Here is a 23,839-nt window from a genome sequence, read left to right as displayed (position 1 = left end):
AGCTGCCGTTTTCATTAAGCTAAAGGGCGGTTTTAGAGCGGTGCCAGCTTGATGATCATCAAAAAAGACGCTTCCGATGGGAGCGTCTTTCATATTGCGGAACGAATGTTCGGTTTTTGAAGCAATTAAAAAAAATCGGCGTAAATTTGACTTTCATATTATTAGTATAAACCAGCCTTAATTATAAGTCTATATTTTTTCTGGAAAAAGCTCTATAGTTTGTTTGCTTGGAGCTGGTGTGACGGAGAGAGGAGGAGGAATGTGCAAATGCGGTTATGGGATAACAACTTGAAAGTCCGGTTAATCGGAGAAGCTTTGTATAACATGCTGTTTTGGATGTACTTCCCGTTTATGACCGTATATTTTGGCGCGGCTATAGGCAATCATATCGCAGGTATTTTAATGATCGTCCCTCCTCTATTCAGTATGATAGGAACTCTGCTCGGGGAGCTTTAGCAGATCGGTTAGGACGAAGACCGGTAATGTTGCTGGGAGCTTCGCTTCAGACGGTTATGTTTGCATGGTTTGCGGTGTCACCGTCCCATTGGATTGATTATATCGCATTTATTGGCATTGGGCTGGGGGGAGCCCTCTATAGTCCTGCCAGTTCAGCTATGGTTGCTGACGTGGTTCCCGCACATAACCGTCGCCAGATATTCGCGACGTTTACGACGGCTAATAACATCGGCGCAGTGCTTGGGCCCGCGCTTGGGGCCATCTTCTTCTTCCATTACCGGGAAGAACTGTTGGGGACTTGTGCATTGGTCTTGCTGCTGTATTCCATCGCCATTTATTTCTTGGTTCATGAAACATTGCCAAATTCGGCGAAACTCCAGAAAGATTCAACTTTGATTTTCCGTATATTCAAGGAACAGTGGAAAGGATATCGCATTATTTTTCGGGATAAAGCGTTCCTCCTTTATATCTTGGCTGGCATCTTTGCTCTGGTACCTATCATGCAATTGGATCTTTATTTACCCGTATACGTGATCAATGAAGTCCCTGCCCAGGCAATATTCAGGTGGAATGGCGATTCCCTTATGCTATCCAGTTCAGAGATATTTGGATGGGTACTAGGTCTCAACGGTCTTTTGTTTGTCCTGTTTATCCTTCCCGTTACGAAGTGGTTTAGCAATTGGAAAGAGCGTAATGTCTTTATTCTTTCATCGCTGTTGTCCGGAGCGGGGACATTCGCCGTTGGTCTCAACAACAATATATGGTTCTTATTTATCGTTACGATAATCTTCACCTTTGGCGAGCTGGTGCGATCCCCGGTGAGCCAGAGCTTTATTAGCAACTATGCCCCTGAGCATGCAAGAGGACAATACATGGGAGCCAATAGTTTGCAGTCCACGATCGGGAAATTTCTGGCGCCGGTGACCGTTTTCCTGTCTGGTTGGGTGCCGCCTATCGGCATATTCAGTATCATTTTAGTATTTTCGTTCATCAGTATCTTGCTATACATTCAGTTATTTCGTATTTATGGGGACATCCGGAGGCAGCGAAATAATCGAGACATTTGCGATCGCGCCTCCGGGCAGGCCGATTTCGTGAACTCGAGCATCCGGCTGTTCTCAATTTTCGTAAAAGCCAGGGGCAACCCGTAAAAATTCGCGTTCGTAAATCGCCTGAATCCTTTCCAGAACGTTCCGCGCTTGATCCTTGAATTTTAATTCCGCAACCCGGCCTTTCAGCAGAAACACGCCGGTCTCATTGCGATGTTCCCCGAGAGCGCCCTCGTACAGCTTGTTTGCGCCGTGGGTTGGCGGCGAGAAAAACAGCTTCATCAACGGGAACACCAATAGGGGAAGGCCGGATTTTTTCCCTTTTCTTAATGTATTGTTGCTGCCCGGGTCTACGCTGCGGATCTTGATGCCGTCCTTGGCAAGCTGCGGCGCGATGGCCTGAGTCCACAGCGAAAGCGCCAGCTTCGAGGTGGCGTAAGGACCGATCAGCTTGCGGAAAATTTTCGGGCTCTCCAGCGTTTCAATCGTAAACTCTTTCGTAAATTTTAACGCCGCAGACGAGGTGTTGATTACCGTTTTTAAGCGGCCGTTTTTCAGGAGTTCCTTTAGTTCCATCAGAATGATATACGGGACGACCGTCATCAGCTCATAATGCTTTTCGCGTCCTTGTTTCGAATAGCTCAGCTCGGGAAAGGACCCGCCGGCGTTGTTGAACAAAATATCGATTCGCCGCTCCTTGCTTTTGATTTCTTCCAAAGTCCGTCTCAAGCTGGCATAATCGGCAAGATCGGCCGTTTTATACACTCGAAGCCGTCCGCTCTTGACCGCTTCCCGGATTGTCCTATCGTCCGGCGGAAAGTCGGAGCGGTTCAAAGCGACCACCTGCCAATCCTCCGACAGCAATTTCCGGGTTAAGGCCAGCCCGATCCCGGCGCTTGCGCCCGTAATCGCCGCGATATTGTCGCGTCGTACCTTGTTCATTGCGCGTCTCCTCCTCATCTCGGGATCTTCTCCTGATCATGCATACTCTACAACTTGGAGTCGACTCCAGGTCAAGTTAGGCCAAGAGACTTGACTTGGAGCCGGTACCACGATGTATAATGCACAAAATGCAAGCCGGGAGAACCGAACTCAAAGCCCGTCTCGGCAGTTCGGAGGAGTTACTTTTCAGTACCGGCCAGAGTCGGATAAAAGGATGATAACCCAAAATGACGATAACGATAAAAAGATGCATGCTTGACGATCTCGTCCTGCTTCAGGAAGTCGGCGCTGAAACCTTTAATGAGACCTTCGAAGATCAAAATTCCCCCGAGAATATGAAAGCCTACCTGGAAAAAGCTTTTGACTTGAACCAGTTGGAGAAAGAGCTGTCGAATCCCTCTTCGGCATTTTATTTGATTTACTCGAATGAAGAACTGGCCGGGTATTTGAAGGTAAACGACGATGATGCTCAAACTGAAATGATGGGCCAGGATTCGCTTGAAGTCGAAAGAATTTATATCCGAAAAAAATTTCATAAACAGGGCCTTGGCAAATATCTGCTGAATAAAGCGATGGACATAGCGGCGGAACGGAATAAAGCGAAAATCTGGCTAGGGGTTTGGGAAAAGAACGAGAACGCCATTGCCTTTTATGAAAAAATGGGGTTTGTCCGGACGGGAGCCCATTCTTTCCATATGGGCGATGAAGAACAAACCGATTTTATCATGACCAAAAAGCTCCACGGCGAACGCTAGTTCGAGAGAGCAATCGGAAAGAAATGAACGCATGATTTATTTGTTATGATGCAAGACCATACTTACTTATCGCACGGTTTTTGAAGAAACGGCCGCTACCTTCGATAAGGTGAAGACCTATGCCGTCCCGGGCGCCGAACAGACGATGGATCGCCTGAAGGAGCATCTGGCAAGTTTGTTTTAAAAGCGCGAGGAGGAACAAGCAGATGTTGGACAAATAGGAGCGAGCGGCAGCACCTCGAAAGAGGTGCTTTTTTCATTACAGCAAGATTTGGAAAGTGGATCTTCAGTCCGCTGTGTTATTTTGTGTTCAGAGCTCTTCGCATTCCGAGTCCATCGGCAATTTTTTGACCGGCGCATAGATGCGGTAAGCAGAATCAAGCCGGCGGACATCGTCGAAAGCCTGAATCAGTTCGATCGGCGAGTCCTCCGTTTCCTGCCTGGAAATTTTCAAAAACCTTGCGTAATCCGTTTTGAGGACATCGCCGATCTCGAGGAGATCGCCGAAGTAGTTGAATCGGGCACAGAACAGCTGCGGCACGTCAACGGTAAAATAAAACGGCTTCTCGATCCGGATGTCGCCAGGAATTCCGAACAGAACCTTGAAACGGGTCGAATCGGGCTGGCAATTCGAATAAACGACATAACCGGGGCCGTTGACGGTTTGATCGATCTCTTTTAACAGCTGGTCCGAACGGGACCGAATTTTCGCTTTGTAATCGTCCGTTGCCAGGTCAACCTCGAAGGCGATCCCGCTCAATCGGATGGATTCGAACTCCGCCAGGGTAAAATCCGCGACGACATCGCCGTTGATGTTTTTAATCGGTCTTTTCACGACGGCAGGCACCGGACTTGCAGGCAAGATCGAACTTTTGGCTTTCAGAGAGCTTGGAGCCACGCCGTATTGGCGTTTGAAAGCGCGGGTGAAAGAGGATGGAGTTCCGAAGTTCAGCTGGTAAGCGATATCGGTTAGCGGAACCCGCCCGGCTTGAATGAGCTTCAGCGAGGCGTTCAATCTTCTGGACAGGATGTATTGATTCAAAGAACAACCCATCATAGCGGAAAAAAGCCGGTGAAAGTAAAACTTGGACATGTTGAAGGCAGCGGCCACCGATTCCAGGGATAAAGGCTGGTCTAAGTTGTTCTCGATATGGAGCAAAGCGCTCTCTATCGCTTCATGATGGTCCATAATAACCTCCAGGAGGCAAGAATGATGACGCAAGACAGAAGAAACGGAATTCTGATCGGCATTTTTTATATTGTAGCTGCGGTCTCTTCGATCATCGCCGTTATTTCTTACGAGCCGGTATTGTCGGAACAATGGTACATGTCCGCGGCAAACGGATTTAAAACAAGGGTACTGCTCGGCGTCGTGAACGATCTGCTGCTCGTGGTGTCGGCCGTAGGCACGGCGGCGATGCTGTTTCCGTATCTTCGCCGTTGGAATGAACAGATCGCTTTAGGACATCTGTGCTTCCGATTTATGGAAGCCATTCTTATCGCAATCGGCGTGGTAAGCATTTTAGGTTTGTTGCAGCTCAGTATCCATTATGAGGCTAACGGCTTGGCAAATAAAGAAAATCTTCTCGAGATCGGATACATGCTGCAAGCTTTCCACCGTTGGACGTCGATGTTGGGCCCGAACTTTATGTTGGGGATCAATACCGTCTTGTACAGCTACTTGCTTTTCCGAACGGGGTTGGTGCCCCGACCGTTAGCGCTGTTCGGCATGGTTACGGCCGTGCTCGTATTCGTGGCGGGACTTTTGGAAATGTTCGGTATCGTGGAACCTCTCTCCGCGGCCAAAGGATTCATTGCCCTGCCCGTGGGCGTATATGAGATGAGCTTGGCCGTCTGGCTGATCGCGAAGGGGTTTCATAAGCAAAATCTCGAAAAGCTGACCGGAAGGTGAGAATCCCGATGACGGGCCCCCGATGCGGGGGCTTTTCTTTTAGAGCCCGTCATTCTCCTTTGCGCCTAAGGGTGCCGCTCGTCATCGTTGTCCAATGTAAAAACAATGTCGCCATCTCCTAACCGGAGAATGACTTTATAATCGCGCTCGCCGAAGCCGGTAGAAAGTGACACGCGCCCAGTTTTCGCTTTTGCCCAGGATTTCGCCTATTTCCGCGAAGGAAAATTCGCCGGTTATCCGCATATGGACAATTTCCCGCATCGGTTCGCTCAATTGGTGAATAGCGCGATACAAATCCATTTTGTCGATCTGGAACAGGCTGGCTTCCTCCGGCGACATATTCGGCGAAGGAATGTCCTCGCGCAGCTCCTGGTTCAGATGCCTTTTTCTTTTCCCAAGCTCCTGATACCACACATGCTTGGCGATTTGGCAAAGCCAAACGCTTATTTTGCAGGAACCGTTATAGGTATGTATCGAGTATACGGCGCGGTAAAAGGTTTCCCCCGTCAATTCCTCGGCTAAATCTTTATCATGCGTAAGGCTGAGCAAATATCGGTAAACGCTTTTGGCATAACTTTTATAGATTTCCTCCAAATCCTTCGCCACCTTCTCACTCCCTTCGACTATATATCCGCAAATCTTAGGATTCGTTACAATTAATTCAGTGCTTTTTTCTCTCTATAATAGACGAGAGGCAAATATAAGGAGAATAAGCGACCCCGCAAAACGGTGCACGAAATGTCGGACCGGCGCAGCCGAAACTTGTTATCCTGTTTACGGAAGGAAGGTCATCCGAATGAACTGGCTTGCGAATTTGAATGAGGCCATGCGTTATATTGAAGAAAACCTTGCCGAAGAGGTAGACCTCAAAGAAGCGGCGAGGCTGGCACGCTGTTCCGAATATCATTTGTCCAGAATGTTCTCGTTTCTTGCGGGCATCCCGCTGTCGGAGTACATTCGCCGCAGACGCCTGACGCTTGCCGCGTTTGACCTTCAAACCGGGGGTTCAAGAATTATGGACGTGGCGGTCAAATACGGATACAGCTCGGCGGACGCCTTTTCCAGGGCCTTTCAAGGCTTGCACGGCATTCCGCCCTCTTCGGTAAAGTCGCATGGCCCGTCCTTGAAAGCCTATCCTCGCCTGACCTTTCAATTAACCATTCAGGGAGGCGATGCCATGAAATACCGTATCGTAGAGAAAGAACCGTTTCGGATCGTGGGCCTCAGGAGAAGGGTGCCGATTCAATTTAACGGCGTGAACCCCGAAATCGAGTCCATGTGGAAAAGCCTGACCGGCGACGACATCGACAGGCTCAAACGGCTCTCGAATGTCGAACCTCCGGGCCTGATTCAAGCGTCGACGAATTTTTCCGAGGGGCGAATGGAGGAAAAAGGAGAGCTTGACCACTATATCGGCACGGCCACGACCGAAGAGTGCCCCGAATCTTTCGCGAGTTTGGACGTTCCGGCTTCCGCATGGGCCGTATTCGAAGCTGTCGGACCTTTTCCCGATACGCTGCAAAATGTCTGGGGACGCATCTATTCCGAATGGTTTCCCTCCTCCGGCTACGAGGTGGCGAAGGGACCGGAAATCTTATGGAACGAGAGCAAGGACGTCGCTTCGCCGACCTTCAAAAGCGAAATTTGGATCCCGGTTTTGAAAAAAGCTCACTGATCCTGACTGACCAAGCCTGAACGGCTTGGTTCTTTTAGTGTGCCACGCATGGCGATTAACTAGGTGGTGAAAGTCCACTGTGGGGGTTTGTAGTTACCAACCACTAGCCAAGAGCAAGGGTGTCCACCGCGAGGTGGAATCCAAAGGAAGCTGGAGGCAAACTTCCGGCCCAAGGAACACGAACATCATCAGGCATAGGATACGGGATGAGTCTGCTAAACAAGACGAAGTCCAATTAACTACACGGACGTACCAATGTAAATGATGTGGGTATATGGAAGGAAAGTGAATCGTCTTACCGTGGGAGGTCTCATGGACGTGAGGAGATGCACTTCGAATCACGGTTGAAACAAGATTTATCATGAGAAGTCAGCAGACGCCATAGTACCGCGAACAGTCGACGGTTCGAGGGAAGGGCTGAACCTTAGGAGGTGAAGTCAATGAAAGTTACCGAAACAGGAGCCAAGGGCAGCCAACTTCTAACGGAAGACTCTTTGCAAAAGAATAGTGCGGAACACGAAGGATATGCGGGAGTGCACAGTCCTGCGAGGATAACCGAAACCGACGACACCAACGCAACCGAGTCGAAGGACCGGTTGCTTGAGAAAATCGTTAGCAGGGACAACTTGAACGAAGCATTCAAGAGAGTCAAAGCGAACAAGGGATCGCACGGAATCGACGGGATGGGAGTAGATGAACTTCTACAATATCTCAGAGACAACGGCGAGACCATCAAGCAACTGATCTTGGGCGGCAAGTACCGCCCGAATCCCGTTCGAAGGGTAGAGATTCCCAAAGAGAACGGAAAGAAGAGAAACCTTGGCATTCCAACAGTGGTTGACCGAGTCATCCAGCAGGCAATCGCCCAAGTGCTTACGCCAATTTATGAGAGGCAGTTTTCAGACAACAGCTACGGATTCCGACCCAAACGGAGCGCACACCACGCGATGAAACGAAGCCAACAATACGTGCAAGAGGGATATCGTTACGTGGTGGATATGGACTTGGAGAAATACTTTGACACCGTCAACCAAAGCAAGCTCATCGAGGTGCTTTCAACCTAAATTACGAAAGCCTATAGAATCAGGCTTTTGAAGACGCAGAACTTGGATTTCACAACCAATTATGGAGGCAGAATATGCAGTTAAAATGGAATGCGAGCAAAAATGCCGTTACTTTCCCCCTCCCCACATGAAGGGGCAACGGGATTTCCAAGACACAAATTGGGATTATCGTTTATTCCAATAAAATACTTTTTCGCTCCATTCGTCGCCATGCCCACTGGTTTTGGAAAGACGTACTCAGTTTCAATGTCATTTGGCGGGCATGCTGGACAAACACACCTGCACAAACAAAAAACGTTCGCCGGAACCGCTGGATGGTGTAGGATCGGTGAATCGGCTCACAACAATGATGCTTGAATCGCTCAAAGAGATTATAGGCGAGCAGCTTTAAGAGCAGGTCGATTTCATTGGCGGCAAACGACTGCGTTGGAATGCGGTGGATGGCAAAGCCATTCTTGCCTTCCTTGATGTAGTTCTCCATGCAGCAGCGCTGGTTGTAGAACCGCCACACATCGATGGCTTCCCATTCCTCCGTTGTGACCATGGCTTCGTATTGCCAAAGCAAATCCAGTTCCAACTGAGACTGATCCCCGTCCCAACGCGGCATTTTGCGGATGACAGCAACACGACGCATCTTCTTCCAACCGATCGCTTGGTAGGCCAGCACGATGCCTTCAATGATCCAGTCCTCGTCCACAAAGCGTGTCCAATGCGCACAGGTTTTGACTTGGTCCTGGAGACGACTTGTCCATTTCAGCTTGCCGACGTAGCCGATCTGACGGGACTCCCAGAACGCGTAGAAGTCTTCTCCGCCAAAGCCTTTGTCAAACCGGGCATAGCGTACGTGGTGGGATTCCAACAACGCCAGCGTTTGCCGGGCAAACGAAAGGACGTCGGTCGAACTGCTCGTGTTGCCGGGACGCAGCGCGGCATTCACTAGCATTCGCGACTGCCCTTCGTACACGAGAAGGGGATGATAGCTCTTTCGGCCGCGCTTCTGACTGTTAAAACCGACTTCCGCTCCCTGCTGGTTGCCGTACACCGTCTCAACAGTCGAATCCAGATCGAGAATCAAGGAGTCGGGTAGCTGCGGTGCAATGATTTCGACATTCAGGTTTCGCAGGGCTGGCGCTAAATGGTCGTGGGCTTTGCCCAGACGAAGCAATTCCTTGTTTAACAATGTGTGATGCGGCACCCGGCCGCCCAGCGCCTGGGCGATCAAGGCATCACCTTGTAGGGATTTGAAATGAAAGAGACGTTCGCAGCCCAAAATCCAGCCGATGATGAGCATCTGCAGAATGCGATGCGTCGGAAAGATGGCATTCGCCGCTTTGGCTAGTCCAAGGCTCCGAAGGGCTTGATTCAAACCGATGTTTTCAAGAAATCCGAGGATCACCTTGCTTCCTGCAAAATTTGTTGCATTTCTCATAGAAAATGCCGTTTTCAATGACGCGATTTTTGTGGTAGACTTCACCTTAAGGGTGCTCCTCTCTTGGTTGGTGATGTTCTAGGCAAACACCATTCTACCAAAGATCTGGGCACTTTTTCATGTTTTTATGAGGTGGTACTTTCGTAATTCAGGTTCAAGAACGATCAAAGACGGACGAGTGATCTCGCTCATCCATAAGTATCTCCGGGCGGGAGTCGTCGTGAAGCATAAGTTTGAGGACACGGAAATCGGCGTACCGCAGGGAGGGAACCTAAGTCCGATTCTCAGCAATATCATGCTGAATGAATTGGACAAGGAACTGGAAGCAAGAGGACATCGATTCGTGCGATACGCAGACGATATGCTCATATTCTGCCGGAGCAGGAGGAGTGCGGAGCGTACCCTGACGAAAATTCTCCCTTACATCGAGAAGAAGTTGTTTCTCAAGGTAAACCGGGAGAAAACGATTGTGGACGATGCGACAAAAGTTAAATTTCTTGGCTTCTCATTCTACCAGAGCAAAGGGGAAACGCGGGTCAGAATCCATCCCAAATCCGTATCCAAGATGAAAGCTAAAGTGAAAGAGCTAACGTCGAGAAGCAACGGAATGGGCAACACCGACCGGGCGCTGAAGCTTAGGCGTTACATCATGGGATGGGTAAATTATTTCAAGCTTGCTGACATGAAACAACTACTCCAAACCACTGATAAATGGATGAGAAGGCGTATCCGAATGGTCTTCTGGAAGCAATGGAAACGAGTGAGGACGAAACTCGAAAGGCTTATATCGCTCGGAATTCATGAACAGAAGGCGTGGGAATACGCAAACACAAGAAAGGGCTATTGGAGAATCTCCAATAGCCCAATCCTCTCGAAGTCCCTCGGTAACAATAGGCTGAAGAACCTCGGATTCCTTTTCTTTTCTGATTATTATCGACAAGTTACTGCGCATTCCTAATGGAACCGCCGTATACCGAACGGTACGTACGGTGGTGTGGGAGGTCGGCTGCCCAATTAATGGGTAGCCTCCTACCCGATTATCCGCCTGGGCTAAGCGAAGCCCAGGAACCTCTTAGGCGGAGACATACCGGAAAATAAAAATTTTCGCGTTTACAGCTTGTTTATTTTTTGTGCATATAGCGTTGGTAAAGTGAGGATAGGGCGCAGGAGGCCAAATGTTTCTTATCATGTTCAATGGAGGTCGGCTAATTCAAGGATGATCCAACAAGCGGCGATGAACGAACGGGTCGTAAGAGCCATGGAGAGGAATCTGGCGGTTATTCGTTTTAGCCTCGATCGAAAGGTTGCCTATGTAAACGACGTATTCGCGAAAACGATGGGGTATTCCATCGAAGACATACTCAAGATGCAGCATCGGGACTTCTGCTTCGACTCGTTTGCCGACTCGCCGGCCTATGAGCGGTTCTGGAGAGAGCTCAGGTCCGGGCAAAGCTTTCAGGATAAAATCGAACGAAAAAATGCCCGCGGCGAAACGGTGTGGCTGGAGGCCACGTATATGCCGATATTCGATGAACGGGATTCCGAAGTCATCGGGATCTTGAAAATTGCAACGGATATCACGCAACGCCAATTCAGCTTGTCCACCGTGGTCAAGGAATTGGAAACGACTTCCCATGATTTGAACCGGCGCGCCGAAGCGGGGATCGACCGGAGCCGGGAGCTCCTGTTCGGCGTGGACCGGATAGCCGAGGTTTCGGAGGATAACAACCTTGCGCTCAAGAGCCTGCAGGAGCAGGCGAAGTCGATCCAGGGAATTGTGCGAACGATCCGCGACATCGCCTCCCAGACCCATCTGCTCGCCTTGAATGCCGCCATCGAGGCCGCCCACGCAGGTCCGCATGGCAGAGGGTTCGATGTCGTCGCTTCGGAGGTGCGCAAGCTGGCCAATGAAGTGTCGGAATCCATCATCCAAGTTCAGGGCACCATTAGCGGCATTACGAAGGAAATATCCGGGATGTCGGACGGGATCGGCCGTATCCAGTCCTCGATCGCGGAAAGTCAACATCAGATACGCGTGACCATGGAAGACTTCGACGGCATCGTTGCCTTTGCCCGAAAGTTGGACGAGCAGGCACGGAAGGTTGCCGAAAATATCTAAATGGCTAATTTTTCCGAAAGATTTGGCCCCCTACCTCGCCAATGGCAATATCCCCGTTGCCGGATTGCGTAACGGTCACATCTTTCTCCACGTGGTCGATCTCGAGACTGCCGTCGCCTACATCGATCCGGGCCGAGCCGCCGACGCGATCGATCTGAAGATGTCCGTTGAGATTGCGGATGGTTACGTCCGAACCGATATCGGCAACCGTAACGTCGCCGTCCCGATTCTCGATCTCGAGCGGGCCGGAAAGACCGGACACCTGAATATCGCCGTTGACGTTGTCGATCTTGGCCCCGGACGACAGATCCGAAAGGCGGATATGGCCGTCCCGATGGGACCGGATCTCCAGCTCGAGCTGCTCCGGAACTCGGATTTCCAGATCGACGGACCCCGATCCCATGGCCAGGAATTGCGCTTTAAACTGCGCCTTCAAATAGGCGGCATCCTCCTGTTGCTCCAGGCTCAACTCCAATTTGTCCATGTCGGCTCCGCCCGCTCTGACCAGCGGAACGACCTCGATTTTATCCGTATCGGCGCTGCCGGCAATCCGAATGTCCCCGTTCCGATGGTCGATGACGAGCTTCGTCAGACCGTCCGCCTGCAGCTCCAGGTTCTCGGCGGGCGTCGCGGCGGACGGTTCCTTTGCCCCGCAGGCCGCCGTCAAGAGCAGCAACGCCGCAAGCACGGCGCCCTGCACGATTTTCGCTTTGATCATGTGGATTCTCCGTTCGTTGTGAATTTTTTTGACTCTATAAGTCGGCAGGCTTCTCAGACGACGTCGCGCTTGACGAACAAGGGGTACGAGACCAGATGCATGACGGCAAGATGAAGCACGATCAGCGCCGACGAAAACCCTAACGTGACCCCGTCGACGGAAGGATTTCCATAGAGTAACGGCGTAAGATCGGTGTGCGAGAAGACGAAGTATTTCGTCCAGGCCCAGCCGTCCATGGCGATCGCGATCACGAATCCGGCGACCGAGACCAGCAGGGAAATGACGATCGAGAAGGTCGCGCTGCGAAAGGCGGCGGAAATCATAAAAGCGAGCGTAACGGCGATCAGCAGGAACGGTATATTAAGCGCATAACCCGACAGCAAAGCTTGCAGCGCGGGAGCTTCCCTTACCGCCTGGTCTTTGACATAGAGGAAGCTGTCCGTCAGTCCGTCGAACCCGAAGATGAACCCTCCGAGGAGAATGGAAGCGAGCAAGCCGGCCGCGGATACCAACAGGCCGAACAGGATGGCGGCGATGTACTTGGACAGATGGATTTTGGTGCGGCTGGCCGAACGGGTCAGCAGCAGCTTGATCGTCCCGGACGCGAATTCGGCCGCCACGATCTCGCCCGCGATGATGACGGCGATCAAAGACGCCGCGAATAGAATATTCCGAACCTGATCTACCGCAAAGCTCCACCCGCTGGTGCCGGGCGGGGTATTTTGGTCCAGATGGTACTGATTCAGCAGGATCTGTTTCTCGGCCTGCTTGATTTCAATCGGCAGCGCATCCGGTTCGGCCGCTTCCAGGCCGAGCTGCGCATTTTCCCGTTCCAGCTGCTCCCGCCAATTGTCGCTCGCCGTGCCTTCGCCGGCCGTCCGCAAATTCACGATTTGCAGCAGCACGTACAGCAGAACGATCGCCACCATCACCCACGTGCGTTTCCGCTTGTAAATCTTCATGTTTTCATTGCGAATGAACGGAATCAATGGTCTTCTCCTCCCGTAATCTCCATGAACTTGTCTTCCAGCGTCTTCTTGACGGCATTCACGCCGTACACGTTGATTCCCGCGCCCATCAGCTTTCGGCTGATCTCCGGAATGCGCGATTTGTCGATGCGGATTTGAATATGGCGCTGATCGGCCGCGATTTCGTCGCCGGCCATGATCGTTTGCAGGATTTGCACCGCCGCGTCCGGCCGATCGACCTCGAATCGGACTTCGGTTCGCTCGTCGTCCGCCATGTCCGCTATGGGATGAACGCCGACCAGCTTTCCTTTTTGCAAAATCGCGACGCGGTCGCACATCATTTCCATCTCGGACATCAAGTGACTCGAGATCATGATGCCGACGCCTTCCTGATGGGCCAACTGCTTCAAATGGTTTCTCAGCTCGCGAATCCCCGCCGGATCGAGTCCGTTGGTCGGTTCGTCGAGCACAAGCAGGGAAGGCTTATGGACGAGAACGACCGCGAGGCCCAGCCGCTGCCGCATGCCCAGCGAATAGGTGGCCACCTTGTCATGGATGCTGTTCTCCAGCCCGACGAGAGCGATCGCTTCCCGGATTCTGGCTTCCGTCACGCCCGGGGTCATGCGGGAGAAATGAAGCAAATTGTCGTAGCCCGATAAATATTTGTACAAGTCCGGGTTTTCCACGATGACGCCGACATGCCGCATCGCTTGTTCGAAGTTTTTGTGGGCGTCCATGCCGTTAATGAACACCTGGCCTCCCGATTTGGACATGAGGCCGACGATCATCCGGATCGTCGTCGTTTTTCCGGCCCCGTTCGGACCGAGCAGTCCCAGAATTTCTCCCTTCTCCATCTCCAGCGTTACCCGATCGACGAGCGTCTTGTTTCCGATTTTTTTCGTCAGCTCGCGAATTTGCAGCAGCGACAATCTAACCGCTCCTTTTATTAGCATTTGGAATGAGATATAATTTCCGTGTTCCGACGGAATCATCTCGGCCATCCTCACCGTAACCGAACGGTTGTCATAAAGCCCAGTGACAAAGCGTCATCGCCTTGCATGACAAGGAAAATCGGGCTTGCCCGGACGGGTTGCCGCTCAATTGAACAAGAGTGAACGGAGTTGGATTCATGCGTTTCCTTGCTCTTCATCGGTGGTCATGGCAGGATTGGACTCTGCTTGCGATTCGCGTTCTGTGGGTCGTTGCCGTCATCATTTTGATGTATCGGGATCAGCCTTCCTTTCCTTTTTGGACGGTGTTCGTTCCTCTTTTGCTGTGCCATCTGGTCCCTTTTTGGTTTATAAAAGGCCGCTACTATCCCTACCTGCTTGCGGAGTGCTTCTTTGCCGGAGGGGTATCTTTATTTCTTGCTTACGATCTCGGCCTGGTCCGGCTGTTTCCCCCGGCTCTTTTTACGGTCGCCTTCTACAGCCGGGGCCGGGCCCATGGGGCCGCGATGCCCGTCGCCGTGACGCTGTTCGTTCTGAGCGCGGGAAATTCCGTCGGCTCGTCGCTATCGCACGCCGTCATCTGGCAAAGCTTATTCGATGCGAGCTTCCTCTACGGCATAAGTTACGCTCTGCAAAAAGGAGCCTTGGCAATCAACGGCATCCGGCAGAAGCTGGCGCTGATCAAAGAGCAGTATACGATTTTGGAGCAGTACTCCTCCCAGATCGAGCGAATGACGCTGCTGGAGGAACGCTACCGCATGGCTCGGGAGCTGCACGATACGATCGGGCATACGTTTACTTCCTTGATCCTGGGGATGGAGACGTTGAAATCCCATCTTCGATCGGGCGAGGGGGAGGCCAAGCTGCAGGGAATGCTCAAGCTGGCGAGAACGGGGCTGGACGACATTCGCCGTCAGGTTCATCAGATGGATCCGATCGAGGAGGCGCTGCCCCTGGATCGGTCGCTGCTGCAGATGATCGACGAATTCAAGGCAAACACCGGGATTCGGGTCGTGTTCCGCACGATGGGCGAACCCTACCCGGTTATGAAGCAGGCCAAGCTGGCGTTGTATCGGTGCCTGCAGGAGGCTCTGACCAATGCCAGCCGTCACGGGCAGGCCGGCAAAATTCAAGTCCTTCTCCAATATGACCAGGCCCAGGTGATGCTGCAGGTGCAGGATAACGGCAAAGGCGACGATAACCTGCAGTACGGGTTCGGGCTGAACGGCATGAAGGAGCGGCTGGCTCCGTTGCAGGGCAAGCTCTATATCCACTCGCAAGCGGATGCGGGCACGGTAGTCACCTGCACGATTCCCAATTCGTCCCGCGAAAGCGGGCGGAAGATCCGCATTTTGCTCGCGGACGACCAGCCCTTGATCCGCGAGAGCCTGCGGCTGCTGCTGGGCGAAGAAAGGGACTTCGAAGTCGCGGTCGCCGGCGACGGCAAGGAGGCGGTCGCGCACTGCGGGAGCGATCGCCCCGACGTCGTCTTGATGGACATCAACATGCCGGAAATGGACGGGATTGCGGCGACCAAGTCAATCAAAGAGACGTGGCCGGATATCCGGATCATCATGATGACGACGATCGAGGACGTTTCTTTGGCGTCCGAGGCGCTTCGGATCGGGGCGGAAGGGTATTTGCTGAAATCGATCCACCCCAAGGAGCTCGCCGCGACCATCCGGCTCATCTACGGCGGGGGAACGATGATCTCTCAAAACGTGGCCCATCGATTGTTCCAATACCAGACGGGGGACAAGGCGCCGAACCCGTACGGGCTGACCGAGCAGGAAGCGAATGTTCTCCGGTGCCTGACGGAAGGGATCCGCAACAAGGAAATCGCGCTGAGACTGCATTTGTCGGAAGGCACGGTACGCAATTATATTTCATCCATTTACCTGAAGCTGCAAGTCGACGGAAGGGAACAAGCCGTTGAAAAAGCGAGGGTCGAAAGCCTGACTTGATGACGGCGGGGGAGAGAACCGCCCGTTTGCCCGGCCATGCGGAAAGGCCGCCGATGACTTCGGCGGCCATTTGCGCATTTTATGAAGGGAACCCCCCGGATCGGGGGAACCGCCGAGCCTGCACTATTTCGCAAAGATATGATTCCCGATCCGCACCGTGACCGGACGGCTCCGCACCCAGGCGTTGTCCGTTTTATCCGGATTGTAGAAGACGATGGCTCCCAGCCCCGGATCGGAGCCGTTCAGCGCATCGCGCACGGCGCGAATCGTCTCCTGGGTCGGCGTCACCGCATGAATGCGCTTGTCCAACACCGGAGAGTACTGATAGTAAGCTTTTCCATTATAATAGTCGACCTGAAAAATCGTATCGATGATCGTATCCGGCCAATCGGGGTGATCGACCCGGTTCAAGATCGACGCCGCGACCGCGACCTTGCCGGCGTAGCTCTCGCCTCCCGCCTCCGCTTCCGTAATCCGGTAAAGCCAGCGAAGCTCTTCGTCGGTCGGCTGGCTCTGCTTCGCCAGCGCGATGGGACCGCTTTCTCCCGTCGAGATGACCGGCGCGCGTTTCCCCGTATCGTAATGAACGCTTAGGCCGAGTTTTTTCGCCGTATAGGCGAGAGGCACGTAGGCAATTCCGCCGATCAGCGTCGTCCGCGTGTCCAGGAAGTCCCGCTGCCAGGCCGCCGCTCCGGCATGCTGATAGTCGGTGTGGCGCTCGCCGGCGGGAAACCCGATTTGGATCGCCGGCGTTCCGAGCACCGCGGAGCGGTAACGCTCGCTCCAGCCGACCGAGACGTTCAAGCCGCGAAAAAACGAGGCCGGCACCAGTTGAAATCCGTTCTGCACGATTGCGGTCGTCGAGACTCGTTGGCCGTCGACGTACACCGCGGTACGGTCCGGCGTTTGCGCCGAAACGCCATGCGCCGGCCAAGCCAAAACAACCATAGCCAACAATAACCCCAAAGGCATCGTCCAACGTTTGTTCAACACGATCATTTCCCCTCCCAACGCAACATCATACGACATAATTGAAGGCCGTCCGACTGGAAGATTGAGGATGATGAGATTCGGCAGCGGGTCCTCGAAGGCGCAACAAACGCGGCAGGATGCGGGTTTTCCGCAGATAGGGGGTCTTCCTTTTCTGATAATGGTGAGGGAATTTTAATGGTTGCGGGAGCGTCAGCTTAAGGGGTTTTCGCCGATTGTCGAGCGGACCAGACGGCATGCCCCATGCCGATATAGGCGATTCCCCAAAGCGAGGCGACGATTTTTTTTATTTGACGGTCGATCAAGTGGACCTGTTGAATCGGATCGGGCTGCCGGCATCGTTCTACAGCGGAGTAATTGGGGGATTCGCGGCCCTGTCGTTCGCGAGCTTTTTCGCCGTAAGCTGGGTTCTCCACCGTTATGGGTCGATCCGCTTGTTGCGCGACTTCGGGTCTCGGGAGGGAGAGGGAAGGCTTTCAGGCAAGAGAGAAGACGTAAGACTTCCCCCTCGCCTGTTCGCGGCCTATATCGGGATCCTCGCCTTACTCCGGCGTCCCCTGCGTCACCCCGTGGACGTACGTTTGCCAAGGGGTATCCAGCGCTCCCTGCCCCGGATTGTAGGTGAAGAAGTACTCGACGGTATCCCCGTGCTGCAGGTTGTTGACGGGGTAGGTGTAATTTCCGTTCCCCGTCGGGTTCATGGCTACGTTCAGTTGCACGCCGTTATTAATCTTGTAGTGCAAATCGGCAAAGGTTGCGCCGTTCACGTAGAACAGCAGGTCGTCGCCGATTTTCTTCAGGCCGCGCACCTCGTCGCCGATGACGATGACGGCGGGGGGCTCCGGCACGACCGTAATGGCGCTGACGGCCGTTTTATTGCCGTCCGCGGTCGTCACGGTCACGGTTGCCGTGCCCGGAGAGAGCCCCGTCACGACGCCTTGCGCATTCACGGAAGCGACGGCCGGGTTGGAAACCGACCAGGAGACCTGCTTGTTCGTCGCATTGGACGGCGCTACGTTGGCGGTCAGCTGTACGTTCTGTCCGACTTCCACCTGCGCGGAGGCCGGATTCAACGTAACGCCGGTAACCGCCACGTTTCCGGGGTTCTCGCCGCCGCTCGGATGATAAACCCGCACGTAATCGACTTGCATCGTCGCCGGGATATCGGAGGGATCCGGGGTCCGGCCCCCGTCGAAGTGCCCGCCGACCGCCAGGTTCATAATGAGATAGAAAGGCTGGTCGAACGGGGCGTTCGGGTTGTTCGGCGCCGCCACGGAATACCATTGATCCCGGGTGACTTTAAAGAAGAACTTGCCGTCCACGTACCATTTGAAGTCATCTTCTTCCCAGATCAAGGTATAGACATGGTGATCGTTCGCAAAGGTTTGCCCGGCGGGGAAGTGATATTCGCCGGCAATATACCGGTTTACCGGCCACTGCCCGCCGAAGTGCACCGCGCCGCTGACCGTGCCGGGCAGCCGTCCTTTCGCTTCCATGACGTCGATTTCCCCGGATGCCGCCCACGCGCCGTATACGGCATCTTCCGGAAGCATCCAGAAGGCCGGCCACAGTCCGTCGCCTGTAGGCAGCTTTGCCCGGAAATCCACTCTTCCGTACTGGAAGGAGAATTTGTCCTTGGTGTTGATTCTGCCGGACGAATATTGCGCATACCGGCTCGGATCCTGCGGGAAGGACTTCGGATCGTTCAACGCCCGGATGTTCAGCATTCCGTCCTGCAAGAATACGTTCTGCGCGCTGTTCGTATAGTGCTGCAGCTCCGCGTTGCCCCAACCCCAGCTGTTGGGATCGTCGCTGATATAATAGCCCAGCTCATAGTTCCATTTGCTCGTATCGAGCGCCGTTCCGTCGAATTCGTCCTGCCAGACGAGCGTCATGCCCGCGATGGTCGGATCGCTTGGCGTTCCGATCGCGACATCCTCCTGATCGGATTCGTCCGGACGGGGAGCGTTCGGGTTTCCGATCAACGTGTAGGTGACGAAATTGTTCCCGACGTTTCCGCCCGCCTGCCCGTTCAACGGATAGCCGATCCGGATCTGCATATCCTCCTGGATGGGCTGGAACCAAAGCCCGTAAATATAGTCGGCCCAATAGCCCCATTGATTGGCGGCCGACAGGTTATTGTAGCCGTTGCCGGAGTAGACGAATCCGCTTTGGCCGGAGTTCGCCAGCTCGACCCATTGTCCGTCGACGTTGATTTGATAGACGAAATTCCCGAGCTCGGTGCCGATCGGCGCCCCTCCGTCGATCTTGGGCAGCGGGATGCCGATGGCGCCGCTCGCGTCGGCCGAATAAGTCGTTCCGTCATAGGGGGTCAAGGTGTAGGCGTTGCGGACCGGTTCGTTAAAGATGATGGTATAAACCAGGCTGGCCGAGGAGGTTTTGGACTCCAGCTTGACATTGATCGATTCGGTTACGGTAAACCAGTAGCCGCCGCCTCCATCGGTAAATTGGCCGAAGTTGCTGTCGTAGATCCAGCCGCTGGCCGGATTGTTGTCGATATCGACCCAGGTGCCGCTGTTGACGGGTTTTACGTACACCTTCAAGTCGTCGGCCACGGCTTCATATGTGATGGCCGGATCGTTGTTGAAAATCGGATAGGTAAAGCCCGCGCCGCCCGTAAAGCCCGCCGTAATCTGCGGCCCTTGCGTAGGCGTCATCGCCGTGATCGTGGTTTCGTTTAGGTTTTGAAAAACAAGCGTGTAATCCAGCGTGACCCCGTTCGCCTTGGAGTAGAGCTGGATCTCGGTCGTAGCGGAAAGGGTGAACCAATAGCCGTAAAAGCCGCCGTCGTTCCAATGCCCCCAATTCTGGTTGTAGACGAAGCCGCCGGCGCTGTCGATATCGACCCAGTTGCCGCCTGCTTTCACCCGGACGCCCACGTCGTCGGAAACGTCCGCCCAGGTGGCGGAACCTCCGTTGAAGATCGGCATGACGAAACCGAAGCTCGCTTGCCCGACTCCCGATTTCGTGATGACAGGTCCGTCCGCCGCCGAAAAGTAGGCCATCGAGGTCACGGCGGTTCCCGCCGCCTCGGCGGCCCGAGCTCCCGGCCACAGGCCGGCGCCGGCCAGCATGACGACCGCCAGCCACAGGCTCAATACCTTTCGCTGAAGCCGTTTCTCCGGATCGTGAAATCGCATCATCCTTGCCTCCTTCGATAAAATAAATGGCAATAGAGGAAACCGCTTACACGGAAGATCACCTTTATTCTATCGAAAGGATCGATCGGGTGAAAAGAGACAATCATTTTGGTCTTGCCCCAATTTTTTGGCTTTTATAGCGCCGTATCCCGATATTTCTCCTCGCTTTCCTCCTTCTGCCGCATCAGCTGCCGGTACTCCGTCGGCTGCATGTTCATCACGTCCCGAAACGCCCGGGTAAAGCTTTTGTAGCTTTCGTACCCGACCATGGCGGCGATCTCGACGATCTTGTATTCGGTTTCGGCCAGCAGCCGCCGGGCTTTATCCAGGCGCACGTCGCGAAGGTATTCGGCAAAGCCTTTGCCGATATTTTTCTTGAACAGGTTGGAAAAATAGGCATAATTCAAAGACACGTGGTTGGATACCATCGCCAGGTCCAGCGGCTTATGATAACTTTCGTGGATAAAGCGGATGGCTTCCTTCAAGTCCTGCGAGTTGCGATAGCTGCACTTATATTCGTAATAAAACTGGTTCAGCCGAAGCAGCTGCTGCTGCAGCGCCTGGATATAATCGCGAATGCCCGAATAATCGAACAAATTGCGCAAGCACTCGATATCCAGCGCTTCTTCCCCCATGTAGGGACGGATTACGCGCTCATATTCCTCCAGCATCTCCACCGCGGCGCGGCATAGCTGCTGCGTGTAGCGGATGTGGTAGCGCTGCAGCACGTCCTTGTGGAACAACATGGAAATCCCTTGGGCGATTTTGCCGCTGTTTTTGGTGCCGATCAGCTGGAACAGGGCGTACAGCTCCTCATAGGGAAGCTGCCACTGCTGCTCCAGCCGCTCGATATGCGGCGGCAGGATGCTGCGCTTATCCGGGAACAGGTAACTGTGGCGGTACAGCTCCAGCGCTTGCGCGTAACTGTCCGGCAGCGCCTTCAAGCCTTGCTGCGGGCCGGTTATCGCCGCAATCGCGTCAATTTGCGCGGCTTCGAGCGCGGCGGGCAAAGCGTCCGGATCTGCGGCCGCGTCCACCGCGAGGATCAGGTACGGGCGGTGCTGCAGGCAGAGGCACCCCCGCCTGCCGTAAACCCGGTAGGCAATGGACTCCATGCCGTGGGCGCTGCTGGCCCCCGGCTGGTTGATCCATCGTTTCTCCCGGAGCAGGAACAGGCGGTAGTTCCGCCACAGCTCCGGATGCTGCCGCTGGGTCTGAAGGACCCACGCCTCATCGTTTGCCGCGCCCTGCATGAACATGCGCAGCTCTTTGCGGTCGGTCTCCTGGGCGCGGCGGGAGAAATGCTTCATATTGCGCGAGAGCGCCTGCCGCGTCCGGATCTCCTGCCAGGCATGCTCGACCGCGGCTTGCAGATCCTCCCGTTTCACGGGCTTGAGCAGGTAGCCCTTGGCCCCGAGCTCGATGGCTTTTTGCGCATAGGCAAAATCGCCGTAGCCGCTTATAATCAGGTAATCGACTTTGAGGCGTTCTTCTCGGGTTTGCGCCATTAGCGCCAGCCCGTCCATATCCGGCATTCGGATATCGGTAATGACGAGCTGGATGCCGGTCTGACGCAGCAATTGCAACGCCTCGATTCCGCTGGCGGCGCAGTAAATGTTGTCCAGCTGCAGAGGAAATTGGCGCAGCATCGCCTGCAGGCCGTCGCGGATGTGCTTTTGATCGTCCACAATCAGAAGATTGATCATGTTCTACCATCCTCCCAGGTTCGCATTTTCCCAAGGCAAGCGTATCGTCACGCAGGTATAGGAGCCCTGTACGCTGTCGATCCAAAGGCCGCAGCCCTTGCCGTAATGAAGCTGCAGGCGTTTATGCACGTTCTCCAGGCCCAGTCCGTTGTTGCCGGCGACGATCGGCGTATCCGAGTCGCCCTGCAGCACGGCTTGCAGGCGGGAAAGGATCTCCGGATCGACGCCCGCGCCGTCGTCCCGGACCTCGATGAGCAACCGGCTGTCGTTCTCTACCCGCACGGCGATTCGGATGCGTACGCTGCCGCCCGAGGGCGCCGCGTGGTGAACGGCGTTTTCGACGATGGGCTGCAAACACATTTTCGGAATGGCATACCGAAGCACCTCCTCGGGAAGATCCGCCGCAAGCTCGATGCTGCCGCCTTCCATAAAGTTGACGAACCGGATATAGCTCCGGATGTTGGCCAGCTCCTCGCGGAGGGCGACGGTATCGCTGCGCCACTGCATGCTGTATCGCAGCAGCGAGCCTAACGACACCAGCGCATCGGCGATGGCGGGCTGCCGCTGAACTTCCGCCTTCATCCGGATCGATTCCAACGCGTTGTACAAAAAATGCGAATTGATCTGCGAATGCAGCGAGTGCAGCTGCGCGTTTTTGGCGATCAGCTGCTTATCGACCACCTGCGTCATCAGGCGTTGGATTTCGTCAAGCATGTTGTTGTAGCTCACGGCCACCTCGTCGATCTCGTCGCCGATTTCATTTTCGCCCAGGCCGGTATCGATCTTCGCGTCCAGCCGGCCTTTTCGCACCTGGCGCATCGAAACCAGCACGCTGTCCAACCGGCGGAACATGCGCCGCGTCGTGTGCGACACGAGCAGCATGATCAGCAGCAGCACGCAAAAGGTAATCGCCAACACCAGTCCGTACCAGCTGCGCGGGCCCTTCATCAGCGCGTCATGCGAGGCAATGTCCACCACATAAGCGTTCAGCGGGGCGATGTAGCGGTACAGCGCATAGTAAGCATGATCGCCCGCCCTGACCTTGATGGGGCTGTTCTGCTGAAGCACGTCCAGCTCCCGGTGAACGCGGTCGAGGATGTCGTTCAGCGCCTCCCCGGCGTTCCGGGCAAACGCATGCTCCGGGTTGTATATATAACGGGATGGATTCGTTCCCTCCATTACGACCGAAAAGAAGTCTCCCTCGCTCTCCTCCAGCAGGTCGCCGAACAACGCCTCGTGCTCCACCCGAATTTCCATAATGCTGGGGCGCTTGATCTGCTGGCCCTGAAGGCGGACCAGCCGGTAGTAGGACAGCGTATGCTCGCCGTCCTTGAAAGCGAACAAGCGGTAGGCCGAGCCGCCCTCCTCCCGAAGCTCCGCCCAGTAATCCTGCGGCCAAAACCTGTCGTAATGATAGATTTCGGGCCAGATTTCATGCAGGTTCGGGTTGTCGACATAAAAGCTGAGCTGGCTGATCATCTCGTTGCTCTGAATAATGTTGTGCATCTGCTCGAACTGGTTCTGCCGGAATTTCACCAGCCCCAGGCCGTCCCCGCGCATGTTGGAGTGGATAAAATCCACGAACGCCTTCTGCGTCAGCGCCGTAGAGGAAGCGTTTTCAATCATGTCCATCCGGTTGCGCAGCTGCTCGTTCAACCGCGAGACATGGCTGTTTCCGGCCGCCATCGCCTCCTCGTACAACTGAACTTCCTGCGTGCGGATAAATAAAAAGGAGACCAGAATGGCCGGGATGGCAATCGCCAGGCTGAAGGCCAGAAACAGCTTTTGCGAGATGCGGGCATTGCGGTAAAGCTTCCTCGTTTTCGTCAGCAAAACGTTCATGGCAAACGCCCTCCCCACCTCTGTAATATACCATATATTACAAACCGGCTGGCGGGTAACCGGGCGTTGCGGCCAAAACCTTCCGGACCGAAAAAGCAGGGACACCGGCCGCCCTATCGGCGGCCGGCAGCAATCGGGA

General features: G+C 54.2%; 18 protein-coding genes and 2 pseudogenes. 9 read left to right on the top strand and 11 right to left on the bottom strand.

Annotated features, from left to right (window positions below):
- Positions 1–261: 261 nt before the first annotated feature.
- Positions 262–1,484 (top strand): annotated as a pseudogene (locus JW799_RS07140) (MDR family MFS transporter); the annotation flags it as partial.
- A 90-nt stretch (positions 1,485–1,574) separates the two neighbouring features.
- Here the strand turns inward: JW799_RS07140 and JW799_RS07135 are convergent.
- Positions 1,575–2,447 carry an SDR family NAD(P)-dependent oxidoreductase gene (locus tag JW799_RS07135; protein WP_205429251.1) on the bottom strand — a complete coding sequence of 291 codons (873 nt, stop codon included), beginning with the start codon at positions 2,445–2,447 and terminating at the stop codon, positions 1,575–1,577.
- Between the two features lie 227 nt (positions 2,448–2,674).
- On the opposite strand from JW799_RS07135, the gene paiA reads away from it, so the two are divergent.
- Positions 2,675–3,202 (top strand): spermidine/spermine N(1)-acetyltransferase, encoded by a 528-nt coding sequence (paiA, locus tag JW799_RS07130; RefSeq protein WP_205429249.1) that lies wholly within the window; start codon positions 2,675–2,677, stop codon positions 3,200–3,202.
- A 52-nt stretch (positions 3,203–3,254) separates the two neighbouring features.
- Positions 3,255–3,386, top strand: a pseudogene (locus JW799_RS28430) (polyketide cyclase); the annotation flags it as partial.
- A 126-nt stretch (positions 3,387–3,512) separates the two neighbouring features.
- On the opposite strand, the gene JW799_RS07125 reads toward JW799_RS28430, so the two are convergent.
- Positions 3,513–4,391 carry a helix-turn-helix transcriptional regulator gene (locus JW799_RS07125; protein WP_205429247.1) on the bottom strand — a complete coding sequence of 293 codons (879 nt, stop codon included), beginning with the start codon at positions 4,389–4,391 and terminating at the stop codon, positions 3,513–3,515.
- Between JW799_RS07125 and JW799_RS07120 the strand changes: the two genes are divergently transcribed.
- Complete coding sequence (locus JW799_RS07120; protein ID WP_240353194.1) at positions 4,353–5,114, top strand: DUF4386 domain-containing protein; 762 nt, start codon at positions 4,353–4,355, stop codon at positions 5,112–5,114. The genes JW799_RS07125 and JW799_RS07120 overlap by 39 nt on opposite strands.
- Positions 5,115–5,249: 135 nt before the next feature.
- On the opposite strand, the gene JW799_RS07115 is transcribed toward JW799_RS07120, so the two are convergent.
- A complete protein-coding gene (locus tag JW799_RS07115) occupies positions 5,250–5,720 on the bottom strand; it encodes a sigma-70 family RNA polymerase sigma factor (RefSeq protein WP_205429245.1) in 471 nt (156 codons plus the stop codon).
- Between the two features lie 190 nt (positions 5,721–5,910).
- Between JW799_RS07115 and JW799_RS07110 the strand changes: the two genes are divergently transcribed.
- Complete coding sequence (locus tag JW799_RS07110; protein ID WP_205429244.1) at positions 5,911–6,789, top strand: AraC family transcriptional regulator; 879 nt, start codon at positions 5,911–5,913, stop codon at positions 6,787–6,789.
- 440 nt (positions 6,790–7,229) lie between these two features.
- The gene (locus JW799_RS07105; RefSeq protein ID WP_240353193.1) at positions 7,230–7,853 is read left to right on the top strand and encodes a reverse transcriptase domain-containing protein; all 624 of its coding nucleotides are present in this window, start codon (positions 7,230–7,232) and stop codon (positions 7,851–7,853) included.
- Between the two features lie 172 nt (positions 7,854–8,025).
- Here the strand turns inward: JW799_RS07105 and JW799_RS07100 are convergent, their stop codons facing one another.
- On the bottom strand, positions 8,026–9,327 hold the full coding sequence (locus tag JW799_RS07100) for an IS1380 family transposase (RefSeq protein ID WP_080832311.1): 1,302 nt from the start codon (positions 9,325–9,327) through the stop codon (positions 8,026–8,028).
- A gap of 82 nt (positions 9,328–9,409) precedes the next feature.
- Here JW799_RS07100 and JW799_RS07095 point away from each other — a divergent pair, with 82 nt between their 5' ends.
- Together JW799_RS07095 and JW799_RS07090 are read left to right on the top strand one after the other, a co-directional pair.
- Positions 9,410–10,240 (top strand): reverse transcriptase domain-containing protein, encoded by an 831-nt coding sequence (locus tag JW799_RS07095; protein ID WP_205429243.1) that lies wholly within the window; start codon positions 9,410–9,412, stop codon positions 10,238–10,240.
- A 258-nt stretch (positions 10,241–10,498) separates the two neighbouring features.
- The gene (locus JW799_RS07090) at positions 10,499–11,401 is read left to right on the top strand and encodes a methyl-accepting chemotaxis protein (protein WP_205429242.1); all 903 of its coding nucleotides are present in this window, start codon (positions 10,499–10,501) and stop codon (positions 11,399–11,401) included.
- A gap of 4 nt (positions 11,402–11,405) precedes the next feature.
- On the opposite strand, the gene JW799_RS07085 is transcribed toward JW799_RS07090, so the two are convergent.
- Genes JW799_RS07085 through JW799_RS07075 form a run of 3 tightly spaced genes read right to left on the bottom strand, consistent with a single transcriptional unit; the run spans position 11,406 to position 14,016 of the window.
- Positions 11,406–12,119, bottom strand: coding sequence for a DUF4097 family beta strand repeat-containing protein (locus JW799_RS07085; protein WP_205429241.1), 714 nt, complete (start codon positions 12,117–12,119; stop codon positions 11,406–11,408).
- 53 nt (positions 12,120–12,172) lie between these two features.
- Positions 12,173–13,108: an ABC transporter permease gene (locus JW799_RS07080; RefSeq protein WP_205429240.1), complete on the bottom strand. Its 936-nt coding sequence runs from the start codon at positions 13,106–13,108 to the stop codon at positions 12,173–12,175.
- Entirely contained in the window at positions 13,105–14,016 is a 912-nt protein-coding gene (locus JW799_RS07075) for an ABC transporter ATP-binding protein (RefSeq protein WP_205429239.1), read from the bottom strand. The genes JW799_RS07080 and JW799_RS07075 overlap by 4 nt, the downstream gene beginning before the upstream one ends.
- Before the next feature lie 200 nt (positions 14,017–14,216).
- On the opposite strand from JW799_RS07075, the gene JW799_RS07070 reads away from it, so the two are divergent.
- Positions 14,217–16,001: a helix-turn-helix transcriptional regulator gene (locus tag JW799_RS07070; protein ID WP_205429238.1), complete on the top strand. Its 1,785-nt coding sequence runs from the start codon at positions 14,217–14,219 to the stop codon at positions 15,999–16,001.
- A gap of 123 nt (positions 16,002–16,124) precedes the next feature.
- Here JW799_RS07070 and JW799_RS07065 read toward each other — a convergent pair whose 3' ends face one another.
- The 4 genes from JW799_RS07065 to JW799_RS07050 form a co-directional block, all read right to left on the bottom strand.
- Positions 16,125–16,994, bottom strand: a complete 870-nt coding sequence (locus tag JW799_RS07065) for a cell wall hydrolase (RefSeq protein ID WP_205429236.1) — start codon at positions 16,992–16,994, stop codon at positions 16,125–16,127.
- A gap of 539 nt (positions 16,995–17,533) precedes the next feature.
- Entirely contained in the window at positions 17,534–20,155 is a 2,622-nt protein-coding gene (locus JW799_RS07060; RefSeq protein WP_205429234.1) for a family 16 glycosylhydrolase, read from the bottom strand.
- A 131-nt stretch (positions 20,156–20,286) separates the two neighbouring features.
- Positions 20,287–21,858 (bottom strand): response regulator transcription factor, encoded by a 1,572-nt coding sequence (locus JW799_RS07055; protein ID WP_205429233.1) that lies wholly within the window; start codon positions 21,856–21,858, stop codon positions 20,287–20,289.
- 3 nt (positions 21,859–21,861) lie between these two features.
- Entirely contained in the window at positions 21,862–23,700 is a 1,839-nt protein-coding gene (locus JW799_RS07050; protein ID WP_205429232.1) for a sensor histidine kinase, read from the bottom strand.
- Positions 23,701–23,839: the final 139 nt, after the last annotated feature.

Origin of the sequence: Cohnella algarum (genome assembly GCF_016937515.1) — a bacterium.
Taxonomy (GTDB): Bacteria; Bacillota; Bacilli; order Paenibacillales; family Paenibacillaceae; genus Cohnella; species Cohnella algarum.
Note: the sequence above shows the minus strand (reverse complement) of the source record. Positions and strands in the feature narration are given on the sequence as shown.